Origin of the sequence: Staphylococcus lugdunensis (assembly GCF_002901705.1) — a bacterium.
Taxonomy (GTDB): domain Bacteria; phylum Bacillota; class Bacilli; order Staphylococcales; family Staphylococcaceae; genus Staphylococcus; species Staphylococcus lugdunensis.
On record NZ_PPPV01000016.1, the window covers coordinates 815,011 to 834,863 of the forward strand.

Genomic DNA, 19,853 nt, shown 5'->3' on the forward strand with positions numbered 1-19,853 from the left:
ATTAAGAATGTAGCAATAAGTGCTCTCCTATTGGTCCAAGCATTAAATCTGGTAAGAACGTTAAACCACTAAGTAAAATAATAAAGATGATTAATACACTACTGAAAAATAAATTATTGATTGGTACATCTTCTGTTAGATTTTGATATGTTTTTTTATTTACTAAACTTGATACAATGCTTAACTGTAAAATAATTGGAATATACCGTGCTAACAACATGACAATGCCTGTTGAAATATTCCAAAACGTTGTATTATCCTTTAATCCCTCAAATCCTGAACCGTTGTTAGCAGATGAAGATGAAAATTCATACAGCACTTGTGATACACCATGGAACTGTGGATTGGTAATGGCATCTGTTGCACCCGGCACTATAAATGCCAATGCAGAGAAAAATAAAATAAGCAATGGATGTATTAAAAATGAAAGCGCAATAAGCTTCATCTCTTTTCCTTCTATCTTCATACCTAAATAGCTTGGTGTCTTTCCAATCATTAAACTACACATAAATACTGTGAGCATGACATAAATCAACATATTCATAAGTCCCACACCTTCGCCACCAAAGACCGCATTCAACATCATTAATAATAATGGAACAAGACCGCCTAAAGGTGTTAAGCTATCATGCATGTTGTTTACACTGCCCGTTGTAAAAGCCGTCGTAATCGTTGTAAATAGCGATGAAAGACCTACACCAAATCGTGTTTCTTTACCTTCCATATTGCCACCAGTAATTCCTAAATGCTGTAAGACGGGGTTCCCTGAGAATTCAAAGTGTAGACACATCACTAAACATGCGATAAATAGAACAAACATCGCAACAAAAATCATTACAGCATGAGGATGTACTTGCTTTTTATTTTTTAACATTCTGCCATATAAGAATACTAAAGCCCCTGGTATAAGCATCATACTTAAAGCTTCAACAAAATTAGTCCAGTAGTTAGGATTCTCAAATGGCGTCGAGGCATTTGCGCCTAAAAATCCGCCACCGTTTGTACCAAGATGTTTAATTGCTTCCATTGATGCGATTGGACCATAAGCAATCGTTTGTTTAACGCCTGACAAAGTTTCTATGACAAGGTTTCCTTTAAATGTTTGAGGTGTCCCTTGACTGATTAAAAATAAGCTGATAATAAATGAGAACGGTATTAGAACACGCACAATAAAACGTATGATGTCTTGATAAAAATTGCCAATGACATCTGTCATACCTGTCAATCTTCTCAACATTGCAATACATACGGCATAGCCAGAAGCAGCTGATGTGAACATTAAAAATGTTATGACCGTCATTTGCGTTAAATAACTTAGTCCCGTTTCTCCTGAATAATGTTGTAAATTCGTATTCGTTATAAATGAAGCCATTGTATTAAAGGCCAAAGATATGGATTGGTTTAAATTGTGATTCGGGTTTATCCAAAGCCATTGTTGCGTCAATAATAATATCAATGCCACTATCCCTGTTATTCCGTTGAACCAAAAAAAGTGTTTTAAATATGTTTTGCCTGACATATGCTCTAATTTAGTATTGATTAGTCGATAAATTACCTTTTCAATAGGATTGAATAGTATATCTATCTTAGATGGAACAATTAGAGCTACTAAATATAAGTAACGACTCACGATATATGTCAACGCAATAAAGATCATTAAAAATAAAATTATACTCATTGCGATTCCTTCCTTCGTTATTAGAATTTTTCACTCCAAAATAATGCGTAAAATAAATATAAAATTAATCCGATTACAACAAATGCTAATAGTGCAATCATTTTGTTCTCTCCTCACTTTCAAGAAAAGCTTAGCAAGAACTGTATAATCATAGTATTAATATTTCAAAAAAGATATTAAGAAAATATAAAGATGAGCCATAAAATAAAAATATAAATGGATAATTATTTTAGTATTAATTAATATATACTTAAGAGGTGTTAGCATATGGAAAGTTCATATAAAAAAAGAGGAACTCTGACCATTTATTTAGGTTATAGCCCTGGCGTTGGGAAAACGTATGAAATGCTTTCAAATGGTATCGACCAATATAAAGAAGGGGTGGATGTTAAGATCGGTTATATTGAGCCACATCAACGTCCTGAGACAAATGCGCTTGCCAAACAACTTCCTGAAATTACAACTTCTAGCCATAAATTCGGTAGCCATATGTTTCAGTTTATCAATGTTGAAAGAATTATTGAGGCTCAACCCGATATCGTATTGATTGATGAACTCGCACACACTAATATTTCTAAAAATCGTCATTTGAAAAGATATATGGATATTGAAGAAATACTGTCTCACGGTATCGATGTGTGGACAACACTAAATATCCAACATATAGAAAGTTTAAGTGGACAAATTGAATTAATGACAGGTATTCAAGTGACAGAACGCGTACCCGATCAATTTATTATGTCGGCAGATGCATTTGAAGTTGTAGATATTTCGCCGAATATGCTGATACAACGTTTAAAAGCTGGAAAAGTATATAAAAAAGAACGTTTAGAAACAGCGTTTTCCAACTTTTTTTCTTATGAAAATTTGACTAGATTGCGTGAACTTGCGCTCAGAACTGTAGCAGACATTATGAGTCAAAAAGAACAACAATGTAATACAAAACATACAGATATCACGCCTCATATTGCCGTTGCTGTCAGTGGTAGTATTTATAACGAGCGCGTTATTCGAGAAGCAAGACGTTCTGCCTATAAAGAACATGCCAAATTTACAGCTATTTATATCGACACCTTTGAGACACCTTCAGAAAGCAAAATACAAGACCATTACGTGCATAAAAATCTTATGCTCGCCAAATCGTTAGGTGCAGAGATTAAAGTTCTTTATGCACAAGACGTTGCAAAAGCATTAACAGATTGGTGCGATAGCGCATTTGTTACTAAGTTAGTTCTTGGGCAATCAGAAAACCCAAAATGGAAACATTATTTTAAAAAATCACTTATTGAAGAAATTAACCATGCGCCGCATTATTTCAAATTAGAGATTGTGCCTATCTATTATATAAACTCAAATAAGCAAGAACGTACACAATCAATGAATAAACCATCTTATCAAATAGCATTATCTGTAGATATAATGAAAATGCTTATTATTCAAACATTTTGTGTTCTCCTTGGTATGTGGATTTACACAATTGATAAAAATGAATCAAGCGCAATTATTTTACTATTATTCTTTATTGGTATTATCTTATTATCCATATGGACGCAATCTTATCTCATTGGATTCTTTACATCGATATTAAACGTTTTTATTTTTAATTATTTCTTTACCGTGCCAAGATTCACTCTAGAAATGTATCGATTTGAATACCCTATTACATTTGTAATCAGTATTTTTGCAAGCATTTTTACGAGTGCCATTTTAAAAAATTTAAAGTATCAGCACTCATTAACAGAGCGCCAATTATATCGTACTGATATTATGTTACAGTTTAATCAATCTATTAAAGAATCTTATTCTATAATGAAACTGTTAAATATAGCTGGTGAACAAATCCATCAATTGTTACATCAAAATGTTACGGTGTTTTTAGTCGAATCAAAAAAAGTAGTCAAATCATCTTCATTTGGACATCCATCATTTAAAAACACAAAAAATATGGAAGATGTAGAAGATGCAGAAACATTGACTTGGGTCATCGAAAACGAACATCGTGCCGGAAGACTTACCGATACCTTCCCCGGAAGCAAATATCTATGTATACCTATAGGTAGTAATCCCGTAAAAGGAATCGTGTCCATTCAATTTGATGATAAAGATTATATCGATATGTATGACAATTCAATATTAGACTCTATGTTAAATGATTTAATGCTGGCAATAGAAAATGTATATTTACTTAAACAAACAAGACAATCGATGTTAACAGCTGAGCGCGAAGCAACACGCTCTAATTTCTTACATTCTATTTCACATGATATACGGACACCACTCACATCTATTATTGGAAACTTAGATGTGTTGAAATTTCACAGTAAGAGCTTAGATAACGCTGAAAAATTAAAACTATTAACTGCTTCATATAAGGAAGCACAATACCTGTATACACTTGTTACTAATATTTTATCTCTCACTAAGTTGGAAAGTTCTGATATAAAAGTAAAACGGACGGCTTATCTTATAGAAGAACTGTTAGAAGAATTCGAGCAAGGGTTGATTCGCAGACACCAAAATCAAAAGGTAACGATTGAAACCGAAGATACCATGGCATTCGTTCACATTGATAGCAAACTAATACTGCAAGTTTTATTTAATCTCGTTGATAACGCGTTGAAACACTCTGGGACCACTTCAGAAATTAAACTTTGCATTCATCTACAGCCATCTCGTGTACGCTTTGAAATGATTGATTTTGGGAAAGGGATTCCTGAAGAAGAACGACATTTAATTTATAAACCTTATTATTCAGGGGATTATTTTAAAGACAATAAAAAAGACAGCTTAGGACTGGGACTATATTTAGTGCAACTCATTTTAAAACAACATGATAGCAAATTAGAATACCAACCTAATCATCCACATGGCAGTATTTTTTATTTTTACTTAGATATAGATCAAATAGATATGAAAGGGTGAGATGATGAAATCTACACTTTTAGTTGTTGAAGATGATGCTGCTATTTTACATTTAATCGATGTTACTTTAACCATGAATTACTATAAAGTAATCACAGCAAGAAATGGAAAGGACGCAGCCTTTCGTATTCGAACAGAGCATCCAGATGTTATATTACTTGATTTAGGTTTACCTGATATTGATGGCTTTACTCTAATCAAGCAAATCAGAACAGATATCGATACACCAATTATTGTTATCAGTGCGCGTACAGAAGAACAAACAATTGTCAATGCGCTAGACTGCGGTGCGAATGACTATATGATTAAACCGTTCAATGTCGACGAATTACAAGCACGTATTAGAGTCGCACTGCGTGTCTCAAAAAAAACAACAACCGAAGAAAACAACTTCAAAAATGGTCCGCTTACGGTTGATTTCAATGCTAAAATGGTTTACATTAACGACCAACCAATTCATTTAACACCAAATGAATTTCAATTGTTAAAAATTCTAAGTCATCATGTTGGTAAAGTGTTAACATACCAAGTCCTTTTAAAATCAATCTTTGGTTACGTTAATAAGTGTGAAATGGCATCACTACGTGTACATATGGCTTCATTACGTAAGAAGTTAAATTACAGCGAAGACGATGCGCATATGGATAAGAAGTTAATCATTACCCATCCTAGAATTGGCTACCAAATGCAACATTTAGTTTAACTATAAATACATGTGGCGGTTGTTCATTTCGGTGAAACATAGATGTTTTGTCTATTGTAGTCATTAAATTTTCTTTTTGAAACATAAAACAACACGCTTCAAAGTAAACATATTTAATGTTCACTTTGAAGCGCGCATATTCATTATTTATACCTGATTCGCTATCTCTATTCTTCATCGTCATCATGCGCTAACAAAGCATTGACATCGATGATACCATCCTTTGCTTTTTGAGCAATATCTGCTGGCTGACCAATCATTTGTGCATTAATATAAGCTATAATCATCGGCAAATTCATTCCTGTATACAGTTGATATTTAGCACCTTGCATGATGAGCTTTGAAACTGTATTAGCTGGTGTACCACCTTGTAAATCTGCAAATACCACTACATCGTCGTCATCTTCTATCAGTGCTTTAAAGTTTTTTTCAAATGTTTCTTGTCCTTGCTCCGGTGTTAAGGCTACAGTGTGAATATAATCTTGCGCTCCAAAAATCATCTCAACACTATTTTTAATACCTTCACAAAATGAACCATGACTTATTAAAATTAACTTTTTCATAATTGTATTTCACCTTTTTAAATATTTTTTATAACACCTAATGCGGATAAAATAATCGATACAATAATCACTAAGAAAATGGCACGGGTTGAATTCATTTTTTTACGTCCAAGTAACCAGTAAATTAAAAAGACAATGACTAGCGGTAACAGACGCGGCAAAATCATGTTTGCACTGTCTTGAATATTAACCGTTAAATCACCAATTTTAGGCTTCCATGCAAACTGAACACGTATCATCGTTGCAACAAGTGCACCTACCATAAAGACCCCTAATAATGTTGCGGCATTCGTCAGTGATTCTAAACGATGTTGCATTGTTGTAACCAGTGCTACGCCCTCTTTGTATGCAAATTTCAATTGTTTCCATCTAAACACAATAACTGCTAATATTGCGATAAACCATAACAATGCGCCAAATGGGTTACCATCTTGGGCCATGTTAGCAGCTATCGCACCAAAAATAGTTGGCACTAATGATGCAAATATAGCATCTCCAACTGCTGCAAATGGTCCCATTAAACCAACTTTGAACCCTTCAACGGATTCTTTTGCAGCAAACTGTTCCTTTTCTTCCATCGCAATATCAATACCGGTAATAATTGTGTTAAAAAAATTACTCGTATTGAAGAACTGTGCATGTGTTTTCATCATTTCTTTTAATTCTGGTGTATCATCACCATAAATTTTGCGTAGTTGAGGTAGAATTGTAAATAAATAACCTGATCCTTGCATACGTTCATAGTTCCAACCCCATTGGTAGAAGAACAAACTACGCATATTAATTTGTCGAAAGTCTTTATTTGTTAGTTTATAAGGCGTTTCAGGCGACTTGCCTGTTAATGGCTTTGCATCCTTATGTACATGAGTTTTTGAAGTATCCTGTTTTTTATGGTTAAAGTTCGTCATCATCAATCTCTCCTTCATCATCAGCATGATTCAAATCTTGTTTTCCTGATGCTGACGACATAGCTGTTAGCGTAGATGTTCGTTTGTACTCTAAGCTGGCAAGCGCAAAGCCAATGGCTGCAATGGCAAGCATTGGTAAAGATGAGAATGACATTGTAAACTTGTCGTCTAAATGCGCAACAGAAGTTCCTATACCTGATAAACCATCAAACACTGTAACCATAAGCGCTGTAATAATAAAACCTAGGATGAAATACGGATAGTGTTTTTTCAAAGGTAAATAGCGCAATAAAATTGCAAAACCAACTGCAGGTAAGACTGCCCCCGCAACTGTTAAACCATCACCTAACCACTTTAGGTCACCATTCAAGTAATTGACAATGTTTTTTACCACACCACCGCCAAAAAACAATCCTAAAAATACTGGAATCGCTCGAGACAATGCCCATGGAATTGCGCCATATAAGTAGTTTCTTTGAATACCTTTATAGTCCATTTGCTCAATTTTAGCATCGATACGATGTGCAAAGAATGTATTCGTAAATCTTGCCAAAACATCTGTTTGAATCATTAGACTTGCTACTGGCACAGCCAATGTCGCTAATGCTTGTTGTGGGTTCATTCCTAAAGCTACCGAATAAGCTACCGCCAAAACAGTACCTGAATTGGCATCAATACGAGAGGCCCCACCAAATGTACCTACACCAAGAACTGTTAATTGCATACCACCACCGATAATTAAGCCCGTCTTAATATCTCCCATAATCAATCCAGAGACAATACCAGCAAATACGGGATGACCAAAAATATTAAATTGTAAATCGTCTAAAATTTGATAGCCTGCATACAATGTTAGTAGTAAAATTTGCCACCACATAATTTCCAAAACAAACACCTTCCTTCATTTATGCTTTAATTAATGACATGAAGTCTACAGCTTTATCATTTGGAACCATTTGAGAAGTGATTGTAACGCCTGCTGATTGTAGTTTTTCAAAGTTTTCGACGTCTTCATCCATCACATTAATTGAATTAGTAATTGAACGTGTTTCATTTGTTTGTGACATATTTCCAACGTTTAAATTATCAATTTGTACGCCTTGATTCACTAGTTCAACAAAACGATCCGGACGTTTCGCAATAATCATGACGCGTTGAGAATCGTATTTACCATTTTTTATATTTGTTGCAGCCTTTTCAATAGGTAGTACACTTAGTTTAATACCAGCTGGCGTTGCAAGCTTTAATGCTTGTTTATCAATATCACTTTGTGCTATTTCGTCATCAATAATCATAAAGCGTCCAACGTTTAATTTTGTTGCCCATAAATTTGCAACCTGTCCATGAATAAGTCTGCCATCAATTCTGTTAGCAATGATTGCCATTTCACATATCTCCTTTCTTAATTAAAAACATTTTAATATTACTTTCACAGCATTTTTTTAATAACCAAAACAACGATTGTTCAGTAAGTGCATAACGAATATCATGTATGTCGTTTTTTTAGATTCGTGTGTATTACTAGGTCAAACGATGGCTTGGTATCGGCTAAAAGCTTGGTATATGATTTCTTAATACATTGTGTTAAATCGGTGTTGCTGTTTGTTGATTAACCTGATTCAATGCCTTAAGATTTTTAATTCCTTCTGTCTGAAGCCATTCACGTGCTGCTGCTTCTCCATCTTTAGCAAGCACTTCTGTCGCACCTTGCCACGTCGCACGACCACATAAAACACCATTAAATGTTGAACCATTTTCTGCGGCAAATTGTAATGATTTATTAAATAATTGCGAATCCATACCGGCACTCAAGTAAATATAGGGTATATGCGTTGAATTCGCTTGTGCTTTAAAGGCTTCTGCTGCTTCTTGTTGAGTCATGCATGCTTCATGACCATAGCCTTGAACAAAGTTCATATTTACCGGCAACTCAACTTTTAAAGTATCAACGCCAAATCGTGCTTCGCTAAATAACTTCATTGCACTATTGACTTTATGCGGTTTGACTAACGCGAAAGCGTCACCTTTTTCATCACCAATCTTATCATCATAAGTCAAGATTTCTAATAAAAATGGCACATGCTCAGCTTTGCATTCTGCCCCTACACGCTCAATCACTGCTTGCTTTTTTTGATTAATTTCATCTGGTTCATCAACGTCGTAGTAAAGCAAGAATTTAATTGCATCTGCACCCGCTTCAACTAGACGTTTCACACTTTGACCCTCAATCAGTCGAGGCAAACGACCTGGTTGATCTTTAATGTATCCGGTTTGTTCATAAGCTAAAATCAAACCTGCTACATTGGCTTTTGCTGCTTCCAAGCCAAACTCAGGATCTACTAAAAAGCTGGAACTCTCTGGAGTCAGTACTTCTGCAACTAATTTTTTAAAGGATGCTAAGTTTTGCGCTGTACCTTGCTTACCTAATAATTTTTTCAAGGCACCGCGTTGATCGACAGCCACTGCCGAATATATGCCGTTCTTATCTACGAGTCGACTTAAATTTTTTACAGTCATCTATACGCCCTCCTTATTTTTTAGAGTTACTATGATTTCACTTGTTTCATACCAATATATTGTGTAGGTAGGTATGTATAAGAAATTAGACCTCCCGCAGTCTAAATACTCTTAAATGTAATCTTTGGTTTCACGATGCATGATATATGTGTCATAGATAACGTATTCATTTAACTACAACGCGTTAAATTGATATTTCAATCCCACCGTCAACTATTTAAATATCATTAAAAGCTGCATCTTTTTGTCGTGTGTTTTAATTTTTTGCATCAATCGTTGCTTTAAATCTGCACACATAATAATTTCAAAACCCTTGATAATCTCGCCTTAGTTAAAGCGCTTTCAAAAAATGACACGTTTTATTTTTATATACTTTGGATGTAGCTACATTGCCTCTCTTACTAAGCTGTTAGATTGCGATCCGCTCATTTATTGAACTTTGTGCAACACATAGTCCCCTTGAATACACGTCAAATTTCGACGTTAATGAGATGCTTGAACTGGATAAATTGTGACACCTTTAACCACGCGATTAATAAAACCATCAGGACTTGGATTGTCAGGGTTCAGACCAAAAGCAACTGATTTTTTAGCAGCAAGTAATTGACCAAACATCAAATATTCTAAGGCCAATTCTAAATCTGTAAGTTCCGTTGAATTCGGCAACGTTATCGCATGGGTTTCATCTGTTAATTGACTTTCTAGTGTCAGAATATGATATTTCCCTTTAACTTGATTGACTTCTGCAATAATATCCTGTTCATACTGACGTTTATATGGTTGATTACTACGAAGCATAATAAAGATGGCATTATCGCTTAGCCCTGCTTTAGGACCATGTCGAAATCCTAGCGTTGTTTCTCGTGCAATTTCAACACGTCCTGCCGTTAACTCATTCATTTTGAGACTTATTTCTTTTGTCAATTCACCAATAAGACCTGTTCCAACGTAAAAGACCTTAGAAAAATCAAGCATACTCACTTGATCAACCTGTGCTTCGATCCATTCAAAATTTTCTTTAGCTTTATCAAAAAATGAAGTATTGTATTTACCACCGAATAGAATGTAAATTGCAATTAGCATAGAAGAAAAACTGGATGTCATTGCTAAAGATTGATCATTCGTTTCGTCTGGCAAAACAATTTTGAAAATACGTTCACTTTCTTCTACAGTACCTAAAAAGCCATCTTTGTTGTTGGTAATGAATAAATGATATGCATTATCTGTAAGTTGATTTGCAATTTCTACCGTCGCTTTTGTTTCCGGACTATTGCCAGAGCGTGCAAATGATACAATTAAATACGCTGTTGCATCATCTATGTATACTTCTGGACTCGTGACAAAATGCGTAGTAGGTACTGATTCAAAGTCAAATTGAGTGAATTTTTCTGTGGCACATGCCATTCTAGCTATATCTCCAACATAGGCACTAGAACCTGCACCAGTAAATATCACTTTCAACTTTTTATCCTTATTGTTGCTTATCATGTGATGCATGAACGTTTCAAAGGCATCCTGTTTTTGCGCCACAATATCAGCTGTGCGGCGCCACATATCAGGCTGCTGTTTAATCTCTTGATAAGTATATGTTTCATTTAACACTATGAAAACCTCCCGTATCTAAACAAAATCACATCAGTTTTACCTTATATTTATACTTATGACCACTTGCGATACTTTGGGTATACTCTATGAGCACATCCCCGTAGTAACTAAAGCGCTCAATATACATACAACTATCATCTACTTCTCCGTTTAACAAAGCTGCATATTTTTTATTCAACTTACTTGCAACTAGATTTTCGTAAGCGTTGGTAATTTGAATGTTATAATGTTGATTCAAAGTCTCATATAATGATACATTGTTGAAATCAAAACGCTCCAACCCCTCACAAAATCTTAATGGTAAGTAACTCACCTCATAGATTAAAGGTTTGCCATTAGACAATCGTAACCTTGTTAATTCATATACATATTGATATGGTTCAAGGTTCATTTTTTCTTGTAAAAAGGGTGTAGATACTTTAAGTTCAATGTTTAACATTTTCGTACTGGCATCATCACCGTTTTTTTCTATTTCATCCTTAAAACTATACAATTTGTTTAATAATTGTGTATATTGACTTCCAAGTACAAATGAGCCTTTACCGTGTTCTCTTTTAATTAGATGATCTTTCTCTAATCGGTCTAAAGCCTCTCTGACGGTAATACGACTAACGTTATATTCTTCACAAAGTTTGCGCTCGGAAGGAAGTTTATCTCCCTCCTGATAAAGTCCGGACTTTATACCTTTATGAAGTGTTTCATAAATTTGAAAATATAACGGCGTGTTCGCTTTCTTCAATTTTATTCCTCCTACTGGTTATAACCACTTGAATTATAACCTTTGCTTAAAAATTTGTAAAGGTTTTCATATAAATTGATATTATTTTAATTCTATAGCAGTTAAATTCACGCTTAATACAATAGTATTCATATTATTTTAAACGGAATTACCAATATTCAGTTATACTTAATTTTTTTACATATCGATTTATCTGGATATAACCACTTTTTAAATGTCCAGCAATGAATAACTTTTGATGCTTTAGCACAAATGTTATCCTTGAAATGCATTGTTCTTTTTTTACTTACTATGGCCATTTTATGTAAATTTATAATTGATACGCTTTACTCAAAATTGCTATTGGGAACATACAATACTTTTTTTAGATCATAGTTAAAAGTATTTGAAACATCATTATATTTTAGTCTATAAACTAATATTGACATTCAGCCTTGCCGTAGTTCTGAACCGCGCTCTATAAATATCATAAGTATGTTCTGAAGTGCTATACTAAAAATTGTCACAAATTTTTAGAGGTATAGATATAACCCCTTGTTGCAGTATTTTGAAAGGGTCAAGTGTAATTTAACGCTACTTTCTAGCAATGCTATCACTTGTAAATTTTTAGCAAAACATTATACTGAAAGAAAATTATTATTATTTATTTTGAATAGATATTTTTAATATTGTACATTCAAATTAAATCAAATAGTTAGGAGAATTAGTTATGAAAGCATTTGGTAAAAAAGTTGTATTAATCGGGGATGGATCAGTAGGTTCAAGCTACGCATTTGCAATGGTAACGCAAAGTGTAGCTGATGAATTTGTGATTATTGATATTGCAACGGATAAAGTCAATGCTGATGTTCAAGATTTAAACCATGGGACAGCCCATTGTCCTTCTCCAGTTAACATAAGTGCGGGTACATATTCAGACTGTAAAGATGCTGATTTAGTGGTCATTACAGCTGGCGCACCGCAAAAACCTGGTGAAACACGTTTACAATTAGTAGAGAAAAACGCTAAAATCATGAAAGATATTGTGAAAAGTGTGATGGATAGTGGTTTTGATGGCTACTTCTTAATTGCAGCAAATCCAGTTGATATCCTAACACGCTTCATTAAAGAATATACAGGCCTACCAGCAGAACGCGTTATTGGTTCAGGCACTGTACTAGATAGTGCACGTTTACAATATTTAATCAGTCGAGAATTCGACGTGGCACCTGCAAGTGTAAATGCTAGTATTATCGGTGAACATGGTGATTCTGAATTAGCCGTATGGTCACAAGCTAACATCGCTGGTATGCCAGTATTCGAAGCACTAAAAGAAAAAACCGGTAGTGAAGCCAAAGCTGAAGAAATTTATGTCAATACTCGTGATGCTGCCTATGAAATTATACAAGCGAAAGGTTCAACATATTATGGTATTGCTTTAGCATTAATGCGTATTTCAAAAGCAATTTTAAACAACGAAAATAACGTATTAAATGTATCAACACAACTTACAGGCCAATACGGTGGATATCGTGACGTGTATGTAGGTGTGCCAACATTGGTCAATCAAGATGGAGCAGTTAAAATATATGAACTGCCATTAGATGAAAAAGAAAAAGCGCTATTTGATCAATCTGTCAAAACATTAGAAGATATATATAACTCAATTAAATATCTATTAGAAGATAAATAACACTACTGAAAACAATCCACATAATCAATGATTTGAGCCCAACACTGTCGATGATCGATAATGTTGGGCTTAATTATAATACTTTATATTTCATATATACAGCTATTTCAGGTACATTCCAGCTTGCATCATTGTTTTTTTACCCTTAAACTGATTGTCTGAAAATAATCTAAATTGTTATCAGTGATTACCGTTTGACCATACTTTGAAGTTAAAAATATGATTGCACATTTTCATATATAACGTTTTATACTCTTCATTTTTAAATTCATAGTACGTTTACACGAATATCAAGTTAAAATATAATGATATCATTGAATAAAGCAAAACTGCAGAAAAATAACATGTTCATTTGTTATTTCCCTACAGTTGATAACTAACATATATCCTAACTACATCCTTATTAGACAACATCATCATACTTCGATATCCTGAATATGCTTTAAATCATCGCTTATATCATTTAATTCAGACATTGCACTTTTCACCCAATCTCCTTGAGCCGCATTTTTAAATTCACCTTCAAATTTTTTAAAATGACTCACCATTTGGTCAAGTAATATTTTTTCATCACTTTTTAGCTTATTCTGATGGTCATGATGCATTCGATCATGTTCTGGCGCAATAACCGTTCTAATTTGTTCTTTTTCCATCATTCCTCCCATTACTGCTAAATCTGGTATGGCATTCGAACCTCGTATCATGCTTATTCATCTCCTTCAATTCTGGCAGATTGTTTTAAGTAGTCTCTTCTTAATGTATCTTTATCATCTTCTAATTTCATTTCTTGATGTCTGATACGCTGATTCATTTCTCCATCAAATGCTTCTATAATACGCGTCATCTTGATAGTAGCTGCTTCACTATAATTCAGTTTATGTTTGAGATATAAGAAGTGATCATACATTTGTTCACATTTTCGGCGCGTTTGATGTTTTAGTTCATAAAGTTGATTTAATTCATCATTTAATTTTTTTCTTTCTACATCATAGGCATTTTCAAGATCACTTAATTTTTTATATTCTGTAAACATCACATAATACCACCTATTTGACTTGCTAACGCTTTATCCTTTTCAACAATCGCATGGATACTCTGTTTAATTTTAGCTATATAATCATCACAATTTTTAGAAACATCATTTAATTTTTTTAACTTATTATCAATTTTTCTTTGGGGATCCGTTTCAAGTTTACTTTCATACGCGCCACCTGCCCGTAATTCATCTATGACCTCTGCAAAGGTTAGTTTTTCAGCAATTTCATTCCCAGCTTCTTGAGCTTTTTTCCAATTTTCTCCAAACTTATGTGCCATCGATTGATACATTTTTTTCAAATGTTGACTTTCTTCATCAACCAATTGGCTTAATCCTTGGGCGATAGTTAATGCCGTTAAAGATTCTAATAATTGTTGTTGAGATGAAGAGAGCGCCCCACCATTCGTTTGAATCCAATTCGCTCTCAGCGTCTCTACTTTATCTAGTCTACGTCTCGTTTGCTTACGAACTGATTTAAATGATTTATTATTTGCGTCTTGGTACCCTTTGACTCTTTTTAATTCGGCTAATATTTTAGCTTGTGTCCCTTTGATTAAAAAACCATCCATTGAATGGCCTTCTCCATTTTTTATCACTATTTTTTCTCCGGCAGTTTCATACATAAGATCGCGAACACCTGCATCTAATATATCTTGATTAGACACGAATCTCACAATATGACCATCATACTTTTCAATCATTTTTTTAAGTTCTTCCCCATCGTCATAAAGTATACTCACATCTTTGACCGCCAATGGTGCTGGATTATACACAACGATATGTTTAATGTCATTACTCGTACCTAAAATTATCGCATCTCTACCACCTAAAGAATGTCCTGTAATTGTATCAATATCATAGTCTTTTTTGATTCCTTTAATAAAGTCTTGGGTATTTTTATAATGTGGATCTTTATCCGTGACGGAATGGAGTCCAATATTGATATCTGCCCGAATATCATTTAGCGTTTCATACACATCTCTATAGTCTTGAGGAGAAGCAATGCCAAACGCTTGTTTTAACATTGCACCTTTGTGTAAATTGGTGCCTGTCATACCTAAAGTAACTTTTCCTGTCTCTTTATTTAAAAAAGCACTTGTGGTCGTACCTGTTTTTGAATCGGTATAACTATCAACGTATTCTAAGTTCCCAGGAAAATTATTATTTCTTTTTAAAGCTTTAATTTGCTTGTTAATTTTGCCTTTGTCTAAACCATTATCATTCGCATTTTCTATTTCATAACTTATTTTGGATACCGAACTTGTTTCTTCAGAGTTACTTGTTATATTGCCAGGGTTTATTTGATATTCTATCTGACTCATGATTTATTATCCTCACTTGGGGTAAATTGTACCGCATCTGCAAAATAGATGTTTTCTTTTTTATTTTCTACAAAGGTAAATTCAAGACTTTTAGATCCTACGGATGAGCCTTTTAAATCGCCATCGCCTTTCAATTTTAATTCAGGCGCTTGTTTCGTTGGGATATTATATCGTTTTCTTAACTGTTGTACATTATAATCATCATTATTCAACTGATATTTGGCGGAATAACTTGGCACATTTGGATTGTATGAAATATCTCCATTTTTATAATCTTTAAAATCTTTAAAGCTACCATATTGTACAAAAAACTTAAAGTTTTCAATTTCTTTTTTTAACTTATCATTCGGTATTGGCTTCGTTGGAATAATTTTATTATGCGCCATTTTCACTGGATATCTCTTTTCATCATCCTTTGGTCTACCGTTATTATCATATGTTGTTTCACTTATAAAATAATACCCTTTTGTTGTTCTAGTATTACGATTTATATAGAGCACCATTCCTCTAGATTCCATATTCTTACCTTTTGGTCCAATAACCATTTCAGAATTAACGATCCAAGTGCCTTTATCTCCTTTATCAAATTCTTGATCTCGAAAGCCTTCTTTATCGTAAAAATCTTCAAGATTTTTAGTTGGATATACACTTAATGTTTTATTAAATGTTTCCTTAATTTGAGCATTTCGACTATTTGTTTTTGTCAATATAACACAACCTCCAATAAATATAATAAGTAGGATCAAACATATACCGAGCTTTAACTTCCTTGACTGTCGCATCCCTTCACATCCTTATATTTTCTATATATAAATGATATATTCATACAAATTTTTTAATGATACCAATTTCACTTTCATATTAGCAAACAATGCATAAGCAATCAATTTAATTTATTTTTGTATGATTTATTTATAATTATATTACACAAAAAAGCGCATCATTTATGACACGCTTCTAATCAATATTCAGTTTTGATACACTATTTGTTTCTTCAGAGATACTCGTTATATTGTCAGACTTTATTTGATATTCCGTTTGATTCATGATTTATTATCCTTACTTGGGGTAAATTGTACAGAATCTGTAAAAAAGATATTTTCTTTTTTATTTTCTACAAAGGTAAATTCTAAATCTTTAGATCCTATGGATGAGCCTTTTAAATCGCCATCACCTTTCAACTTTAATTCAGGAGCTTGTTTGGTTGGGATATTATATCGTTTTCTTAATTGTTGTACATTATAATCATCATTACTCAACAGATATTTTGCGGAATAACTTGGCACATTTGGATTGTATGAAATATCTCCATTTTTATAATCTTTAAAATCTTTAAAGTTGCCATATTGTACAAAAAATTTGAAGTTTTCTATTTCTTTTTTTAACTTATCATCTGGGATTCGCTTTGTTGGAATAATTTTATTATGCGCCATTTTCACTGGATATCTCTTTTCATCATCCTTTGGTCTACCGTTATTATCATATGTTGTTTCACTTATAAAATAATACCCTTTTGTTGTTCTAGTATTACGATTTATATAGAGCACCATTCCTCGGGATTCCATATTCTTACCTTTGGGTTCAATAACCATTTCAGAATTAACTATCCAAGTTCCTTTATCACCTTTTTCAAATTCTTAATCTCGAAAGACTTCTTTATCGTAAAAATCTTCAAGATTTTTAGTTGGATACATACTTAATGTTTTATTAAAACTTTTTTTAATTTGAGCTTCTTTGTTAAAAGGTCCACACCCTCCAACAAAAATGACTAAGATAAACAAACTTGCACATAACTTTAGTTTTTTGAATGCTCCATTTTTTCACACCCTCATATTATTCTATATACTGTGCTTGGTTTGTTCATGATTAATCACGCTCAGTCGGAGTAAAATTAATACTATCCGTAAAATAGATATTTTCTTCTTGATTTTCGACAAAGGTAAATTCTAGGTCTTTAGAGCCTATGGATGATCCTTTTAAATCGCCATCGCCCTTCAACTTTAATTCAGGAGCTTGTCTCGTTGGGATATTATATCTCTTTCTTAACTGTTGTACATTATAATCATCATTATTCAACAGATATTTTGCAGAATAACTTGGCACATTTGGATTGTATGAAATATTTCCACTTTTATAATCCTTAAAATCTTTAAAGTTGCCGTATTGTACAAAAAACTTAAAGTTTTCTATTTCTTTTTTTAACTTATCATTCGGTATTGGCTTCGTTGGGATAATTCGATTATGTTCCATTTTTACTGGGTATTTTTTATCTTTACTATGTGAATATCCTTTACTATCCTCGGTTATTTCTCTAATAATAAAATTACCTTTTGTTGTTCTAGTATTGCGATTTATGTAGAGCACCATTCCTCTAGATTCCATATTTCTACCTTTTGGCTCGATAATCATTTTAGAATAAATGATCCAAGTGCCTTTATCGCCTTTTTCAAATTCTTGATCTCGAAAGCCTTCTTTATCGTAAAAATCCTCGAGATTCTTGGTTGGATACAAGCTTAATATTTTATTAAAACTTTCCTTAATTTGAGCATTTCGATTATTTATTTTTGTCAATATGACACAACCTCCAATCAATATAATAAGTAGAATCAAACATATACCGATTTTTAACTGCCTTGACTGTCGCATTTCTTCACACCCTTATATTTATCTGTTTTAACTGCGTTCATCGTAATTTATTATCAGTTTTGCTCATAATTAACTATGCTCAGTCGGAGTAAAATCAATACTATCCGTAAAAAAGATATTTTCTTCTTGATTTTCGACAAAGGTAAATTCTAGATCTTTAGATCCTATAGATGAGCCTTTTAAATCGCCATCACCTTGCAATTTTAATTCAGGTGCTTGTTTCGTTGGGATATTATATCTCTTTCTTAATTGTTTAACGTTATAGTCATCATTATTCAATTGATATTTTGCGGAATAACTTGGCACATTTGGATTGTATGAAATATCTCCATTTTTATAATCTTTAAAGTCTTTAAAGTTGCCGTATTGTACAAAAAACTTAAAGTTTTCTATTTCTTTTTTTAACTTATCATTCGGTATTGGCTTCGTTGGGATAATTCGATTATGTTCCATTTTCACTGGATATTTCTTTTTATTATTAGTAGGTCTGCCTTTACTATCCTCTGTTATTTCATTGACAATAAAATTACCTTTTGTTGTTCTAGTATTGCGATTTATATAGAGCACCATTCCTCTAGATTCCATATTCTTACCTTTGGGTTCAATAACCATTTCAGAATAAATGATCCAAGTGCCTTTATCATCTTTATCAAATTCTTGATCTCGAAAGCCTTCTTTATCGTAGAAATCTTCAAGATTTTTTGTTGGATACACACTTAACGTTTTATTAAAACTTTTTTTAATTTGAGCTTCTTTGTTAAAAGATCCACACCCTCCAACAAAAATGACTAAGATAAACAAACTTGCACATAACTTTAGTTTTTTTGAATGCTCCATTTTTTCACACCCCCATATTATTCTATATACTACGCTTGGTCTGTTTAGAATAACCTATTATGTCTCTAGATTTGATATTCAGAGTTTGACTCATGATTTATTAACCTCACTTGGAGTAAATTGTACAGAATCTGTAAAAAAGATATTTTCTTTTTTATTTTCTACAAAGGTAAATTCTAGATCTTTAGATCCTATGGATGATCCTTTTAAATCGCCATCGCCCTTCAACTTTAATTCAGGGGCTTGTTTGGTTGGGATATTATATCTCTTCCTTAACTGTTGTACATTATAATCATCATTATTCAACAGATATTTTGCAGAATAACTTGGCACATTTGGATTGTATGAAATATTTCCACTTTTATAATCCTTAAAATCTTTAAAGTTGCCGTATTGTACAAAAAACTTAAAGTTTTCTATTTCTTTTTTTAACTTATCATTCGGTATTGGCTTTATTGGGATAATTTTATTATGTTCCATTTTCACTGGATATTTTTTATCTTTATTATGCACATATCCTTTTTTGTCTTCTGTTATCTCGCTTATTAAAAAATATCCTTTCGTTGTTCTAGTATTGCGATTTACATGTAGCACCATTCCTCTAGATTCCATATTTCTACCTTTTGGCTCGATAACCATTTCAGAATGAATGATCCAAGTGCCTTTATCTCCTTTATCAAATTCTTGATCTCGAAAGCCTTCTTT

The 19,853-nt window shown here is 33.1% G+C and carries 19 protein-coding genes and 1 pseudogene; 3 read left to right on the forward strand and 17 right to left on the reverse strand.

The window, feature by feature from the left end:
- Position 1 precedes the first annotated feature (1 nt).
- Together kdpA and CD041_RS12410 are read right to left on the reverse strand one after the other, a co-directional pair.
- The gene (gene kdpA / locus CD041_RS10595; protein ID WP_070648060.1) at positions 2–1,678 is read right to left on the reverse strand and encodes a potassium-transporting ATPase subunit KdpA; all 1,677 of its coding nucleotides are present in this window, start codon (positions 1,676–1,678) and stop codon (positions 2–4) included.
- A gap of 20 nt (positions 1,679–1,698) precedes the next feature.
- The gene (locus CD041_RS12410; protein WP_002491980.1) at positions 1,699–1,779 is read right to left on the reverse strand and encodes a potassium-transporting ATPase subunit F; all 81 of its coding nucleotides are present in this window, start codon (positions 1,777–1,779) and stop codon (positions 1,699–1,701) included.
- 166 nt (positions 1,780–1,945) lie between these two features.
- Between CD041_RS12410 and CD041_RS10605 the strand changes: the two genes are divergently transcribed.
- Positions 1,946–4,600 carry a sensor histidine kinase gene (locus tag CD041_RS10605; RefSeq protein ID WP_062078343.1) on the forward strand — a complete coding sequence of 885 codons (2,655 nt, stop codon included), beginning with the start codon at positions 1,946–1,948 and terminating at the stop codon, positions 4,598–4,600.
- 4 nt (positions 4,601–4,604) lie between these two features.
- The gene (locus tag CD041_RS10610) at positions 4,605–5,303 is read left to right on the forward strand and encodes a response regulator transcription factor (protein WP_002491992.1); all 699 of its coding nucleotides are present in this window, start codon (positions 4,605–4,607) and stop codon (positions 5,301–5,303) included.
- A gap of 167 nt (positions 5,304–5,470) precedes the next feature.
- On the opposite strand, the gene CD041_RS10615 is transcribed toward CD041_RS10610, so the two are convergent.
- From CD041_RS10615 to CD041_RS10645, 7 genes are all read right to left on the reverse strand, one after another.
- Positions 5,471–5,866, reverse strand: a complete 396-nt coding sequence (locus CD041_RS10615) for a PTS sugar transporter subunit IIA (RefSeq protein WP_002479145.1) — start codon at positions 5,864–5,866, stop codon at positions 5,471–5,473.
- A gap of 17 nt (positions 5,867–5,883) precedes the next feature.
- Complete coding sequence (locus tag CD041_RS10620; protein WP_012990660.1) at positions 5,884–6,774, reverse strand: PTS system mannose/fructose/sorbose family transporter subunit IID; 891 nt, start codon at positions 6,772–6,774, stop codon at positions 5,884–5,886.
- The gene (locus CD041_RS10625; protein WP_002460936.1) at positions 6,761–7,660 is read right to left on the reverse strand and encodes a PTS mannose/fructose/sorbose/N-acetylgalactosamine transporter subunit IIC; all 900 of its coding nucleotides are present in this window, start codon (positions 7,658–7,660) and stop codon (positions 6,761–6,763) included. Before CD041_RS10625 ends, CD041_RS10620 begins: the two co-directional genes overlap by 14 nt.
- 19 nt (positions 7,661–7,679) lie before the next feature.
- Positions 7,680–8,159 carry a PTS sugar transporter subunit IIB gene (locus CD041_RS10630; protein WP_002460937.1) on the reverse strand — a complete coding sequence of 160 codons (480 nt, stop codon included), beginning with the start codon at positions 8,157–8,159 and terminating at the stop codon, positions 7,680–7,682.
- Positions 8,160–8,358: 199 nt separating this feature from the next.
- A complete protein-coding gene (locus tag CD041_RS10635; protein WP_070648059.1) occupies positions 8,359–9,291 on the reverse strand; it encodes a tagatose 1,6-diphosphate aldolase in 933 nt (310 codons plus the stop codon).
- A gap of 483 nt (positions 9,292–9,774) precedes the next feature.
- Entirely contained in the window at positions 9,775–10,893 is a 1,119-nt protein-coding gene (locus tag CD041_RS10640; protein WP_002491973.1) for an SIS domain-containing protein, read from the reverse strand.
- A 28-nt stretch (positions 10,894–10,921) separates the two neighbouring features.
- Complete coding sequence (locus CD041_RS10645; protein ID WP_002460941.1) at positions 10,922–11,635, reverse strand: GntR family transcriptional regulator; 714 nt, start codon at positions 11,633–11,635, stop codon at positions 10,922–10,924.
- 709 nt (positions 11,636–12,344) lie between these two features.
- Here CD041_RS10645 and CD041_RS10650 point away from each other — a divergent pair.
- Positions 12,345–13,307 carry an L-lactate dehydrogenase gene (locus tag CD041_RS10650; protein WP_002460942.1) on the forward strand — a complete coding sequence of 321 codons (963 nt, stop codon included), beginning with the start codon at positions 12,345–12,347 and terminating at the stop codon, positions 13,305–13,307.
- Between the two features lie 416 nt (positions 13,308–13,723).
- Here CD041_RS10650 and CD041_RS10655 read toward each other — a convergent pair whose 3' ends face one another.
- The 8 genes and pseudogenes from CD041_RS10655 to CD041_RS10690 all read right to left on the reverse strand — a co-directional run.
- On the reverse strand, positions 13,724–14,011 hold the full coding sequence (locus CD041_RS10655; protein ID WP_002460943.1) for a hypothetical protein: 288 nt from the start codon (positions 14,009–14,011) through the stop codon (positions 13,724–13,726).
- Between the two features lie 2 nt (positions 14,012–14,013).
- On the reverse strand, positions 14,014–14,340 hold the full coding sequence (locus CD041_RS10660) for a hypothetical protein (RefSeq protein WP_037544173.1): 327 nt from the start codon (positions 14,338–14,340) through the stop codon (positions 14,014–14,016).
- Complete coding sequence (locus CD041_RS12180; RefSeq protein ID WP_070815468.1) at positions 14,340–15,665, reverse strand: alpha/beta hydrolase family protein; 1,326 nt, start codon at positions 15,663–15,665, stop codon at positions 14,340–14,342. The genes CD041_RS10660 and CD041_RS12180 overlap by 1 nt, the downstream gene beginning before the upstream one ends.
- Positions 15,662–16,447, reverse strand: coding sequence for a tandem-type lipoprotein (locus CD041_RS10670; protein ID WP_002460948.1), 786 nt, complete (start codon positions 16,445–16,447; stop codon positions 15,662–15,664). Before CD041_RS10670 ends, CD041_RS12180 begins: the two co-directional genes overlap by 4 nt.
- Positions 16,448–16,708: 261 nt before the next feature.
- Positions 16,709–17,446, reverse strand: a pseudogene (locus CD041_RS10675) (tandem-type lipoprotein).
- Between the two features lie 85 nt (positions 17,447–17,531).
- Positions 17,532–18,311, reverse strand: a complete 780-nt coding sequence (locus CD041_RS10680) for a tandem-type lipoprotein (RefSeq protein WP_080606653.1) — start codon at positions 18,309–18,311, stop codon at positions 17,532–17,534.
- A gap of 69 nt (positions 18,312–18,380) precedes the next feature.
- Positions 18,381–19,148, reverse strand: coding sequence for a tandem-type lipoprotein (locus tag CD041_RS10685; RefSeq protein WP_002479152.1), 768 nt, complete (start codon positions 19,146–19,148; stop codon positions 18,381–18,383).
- Between the two features lie 90 nt (positions 19,149–19,238).
- Positions 19,239–19,853: tandem-type lipoprotein (locus CD041_RS10690; protein WP_258027232.1), on the reverse strand; the 615-nt coding region annotated here is incomplete at its 5' end.

What these genes read in the sequence shown, in the direction of transcription:
- kdpA (WP_070648060.1), bottom strand. Translation starts at nt 1,678, where the DNA reads ATGAGTATAATTTTATTTTTAATGATCTTTATTGCGTTGACATATATC.
- CD041_RS12410 (WP_002491980.1), bottom strand. Translation starts at nt 1,779, where the DNA reads ATGATTGCACTATTAGCATTTGTTGTAATCGGATTAATTTTATATTTA.
- CD041_RS10605 (WP_062078343.1), top strand. Translation starts at nt 1,946, where the DNA reads ATGGAAAGTTCATATAAAAAAAGAGGAACTCTGACCATTTATTTAGGT.
- CD041_RS10610 (WP_002491992.1), top strand. Translation starts at nt 4,605, where the DNA reads ATGAAATCTACACTTTTAGTTGTTGAAGATGATGCTGCTATTTTACAT.
- CD041_RS10615 (WP_002479145.1), bottom strand. Translation starts at nt 5,866, where the DNA reads ATGAAAAAGTTAATTTTAATAAGTCATGGTTCATTTTGTGAAGGTATT.
- CD041_RS10620 (WP_012990660.1), bottom strand. Translation starts at nt 6,774, where the DNA reads ATGACGAACTTTAACCATAAAAAACAGGATACTTCAAAAACTCATGTA.
- CD041_RS10630 (WP_002460937.1), bottom strand. Translation starts at nt 8,159, where the DNA reads ATGGCAATCATTGCTAACAGAATTGATGGCAGACTTATTCATGGACAG.
- CD041_RS10635 (WP_070648059.1), bottom strand. Translation starts at nt 9,291, where the DNA reads ATGACTGTAAAAAATTTAAGTCGACTCGTAGATAAGAACGGCATATAT.
- CD041_RS10650 (WP_002460942.1), top strand. Translation starts at nt 12,345, where the DNA reads ATGAAAGCATTTGGTAAAAAAGTTGTATTAATCGGGGATGGATCAGTA.
- CD041_RS10655 (WP_002460943.1), bottom strand. Translation starts at nt 14,011, where the DNA reads ATGATACGAGGTTCGAATGCCATACCAGATTTAGCAGTAATGGGAGGA.
- CD041_RS10660 (WP_037544173.1), bottom strand. Translation starts at nt 14,340, where the DNA reads ATGTTTACAGAATATAAAAAATTAAGTGATCTTGAAAATGCCTATGAT.
- CD041_RS12180 (WP_070815468.1), bottom strand. Translation starts at nt 15,665, where the DNA reads ATGAGTCAGATAGAATATCAAATAAACCCTGGCAATATAACAAGTAAC.
- CD041_RS10670 (WP_002460948.1), bottom strand. Translation starts at nt 16,447, where the DNA reads ATGCGACAGTCAAGGAAGTTAAAGCTCGGTATATGTTTGATCCTACTT.
- CD041_RS10680 (WP_080606653.1), bottom strand. Translation starts at nt 18,311, where the DNA reads ATGCGACAGTCAAGGCAGTTAAAAATCGGTATATGTTTGATTCTACTT.
- CD041_RS10685 (WP_002479152.1), bottom strand. Translation starts at nt 19,148, where the DNA reads ATGGAGCATTCAAAAAAACTAAAGTTATGTGCAAGTTTGTTTATCTTA.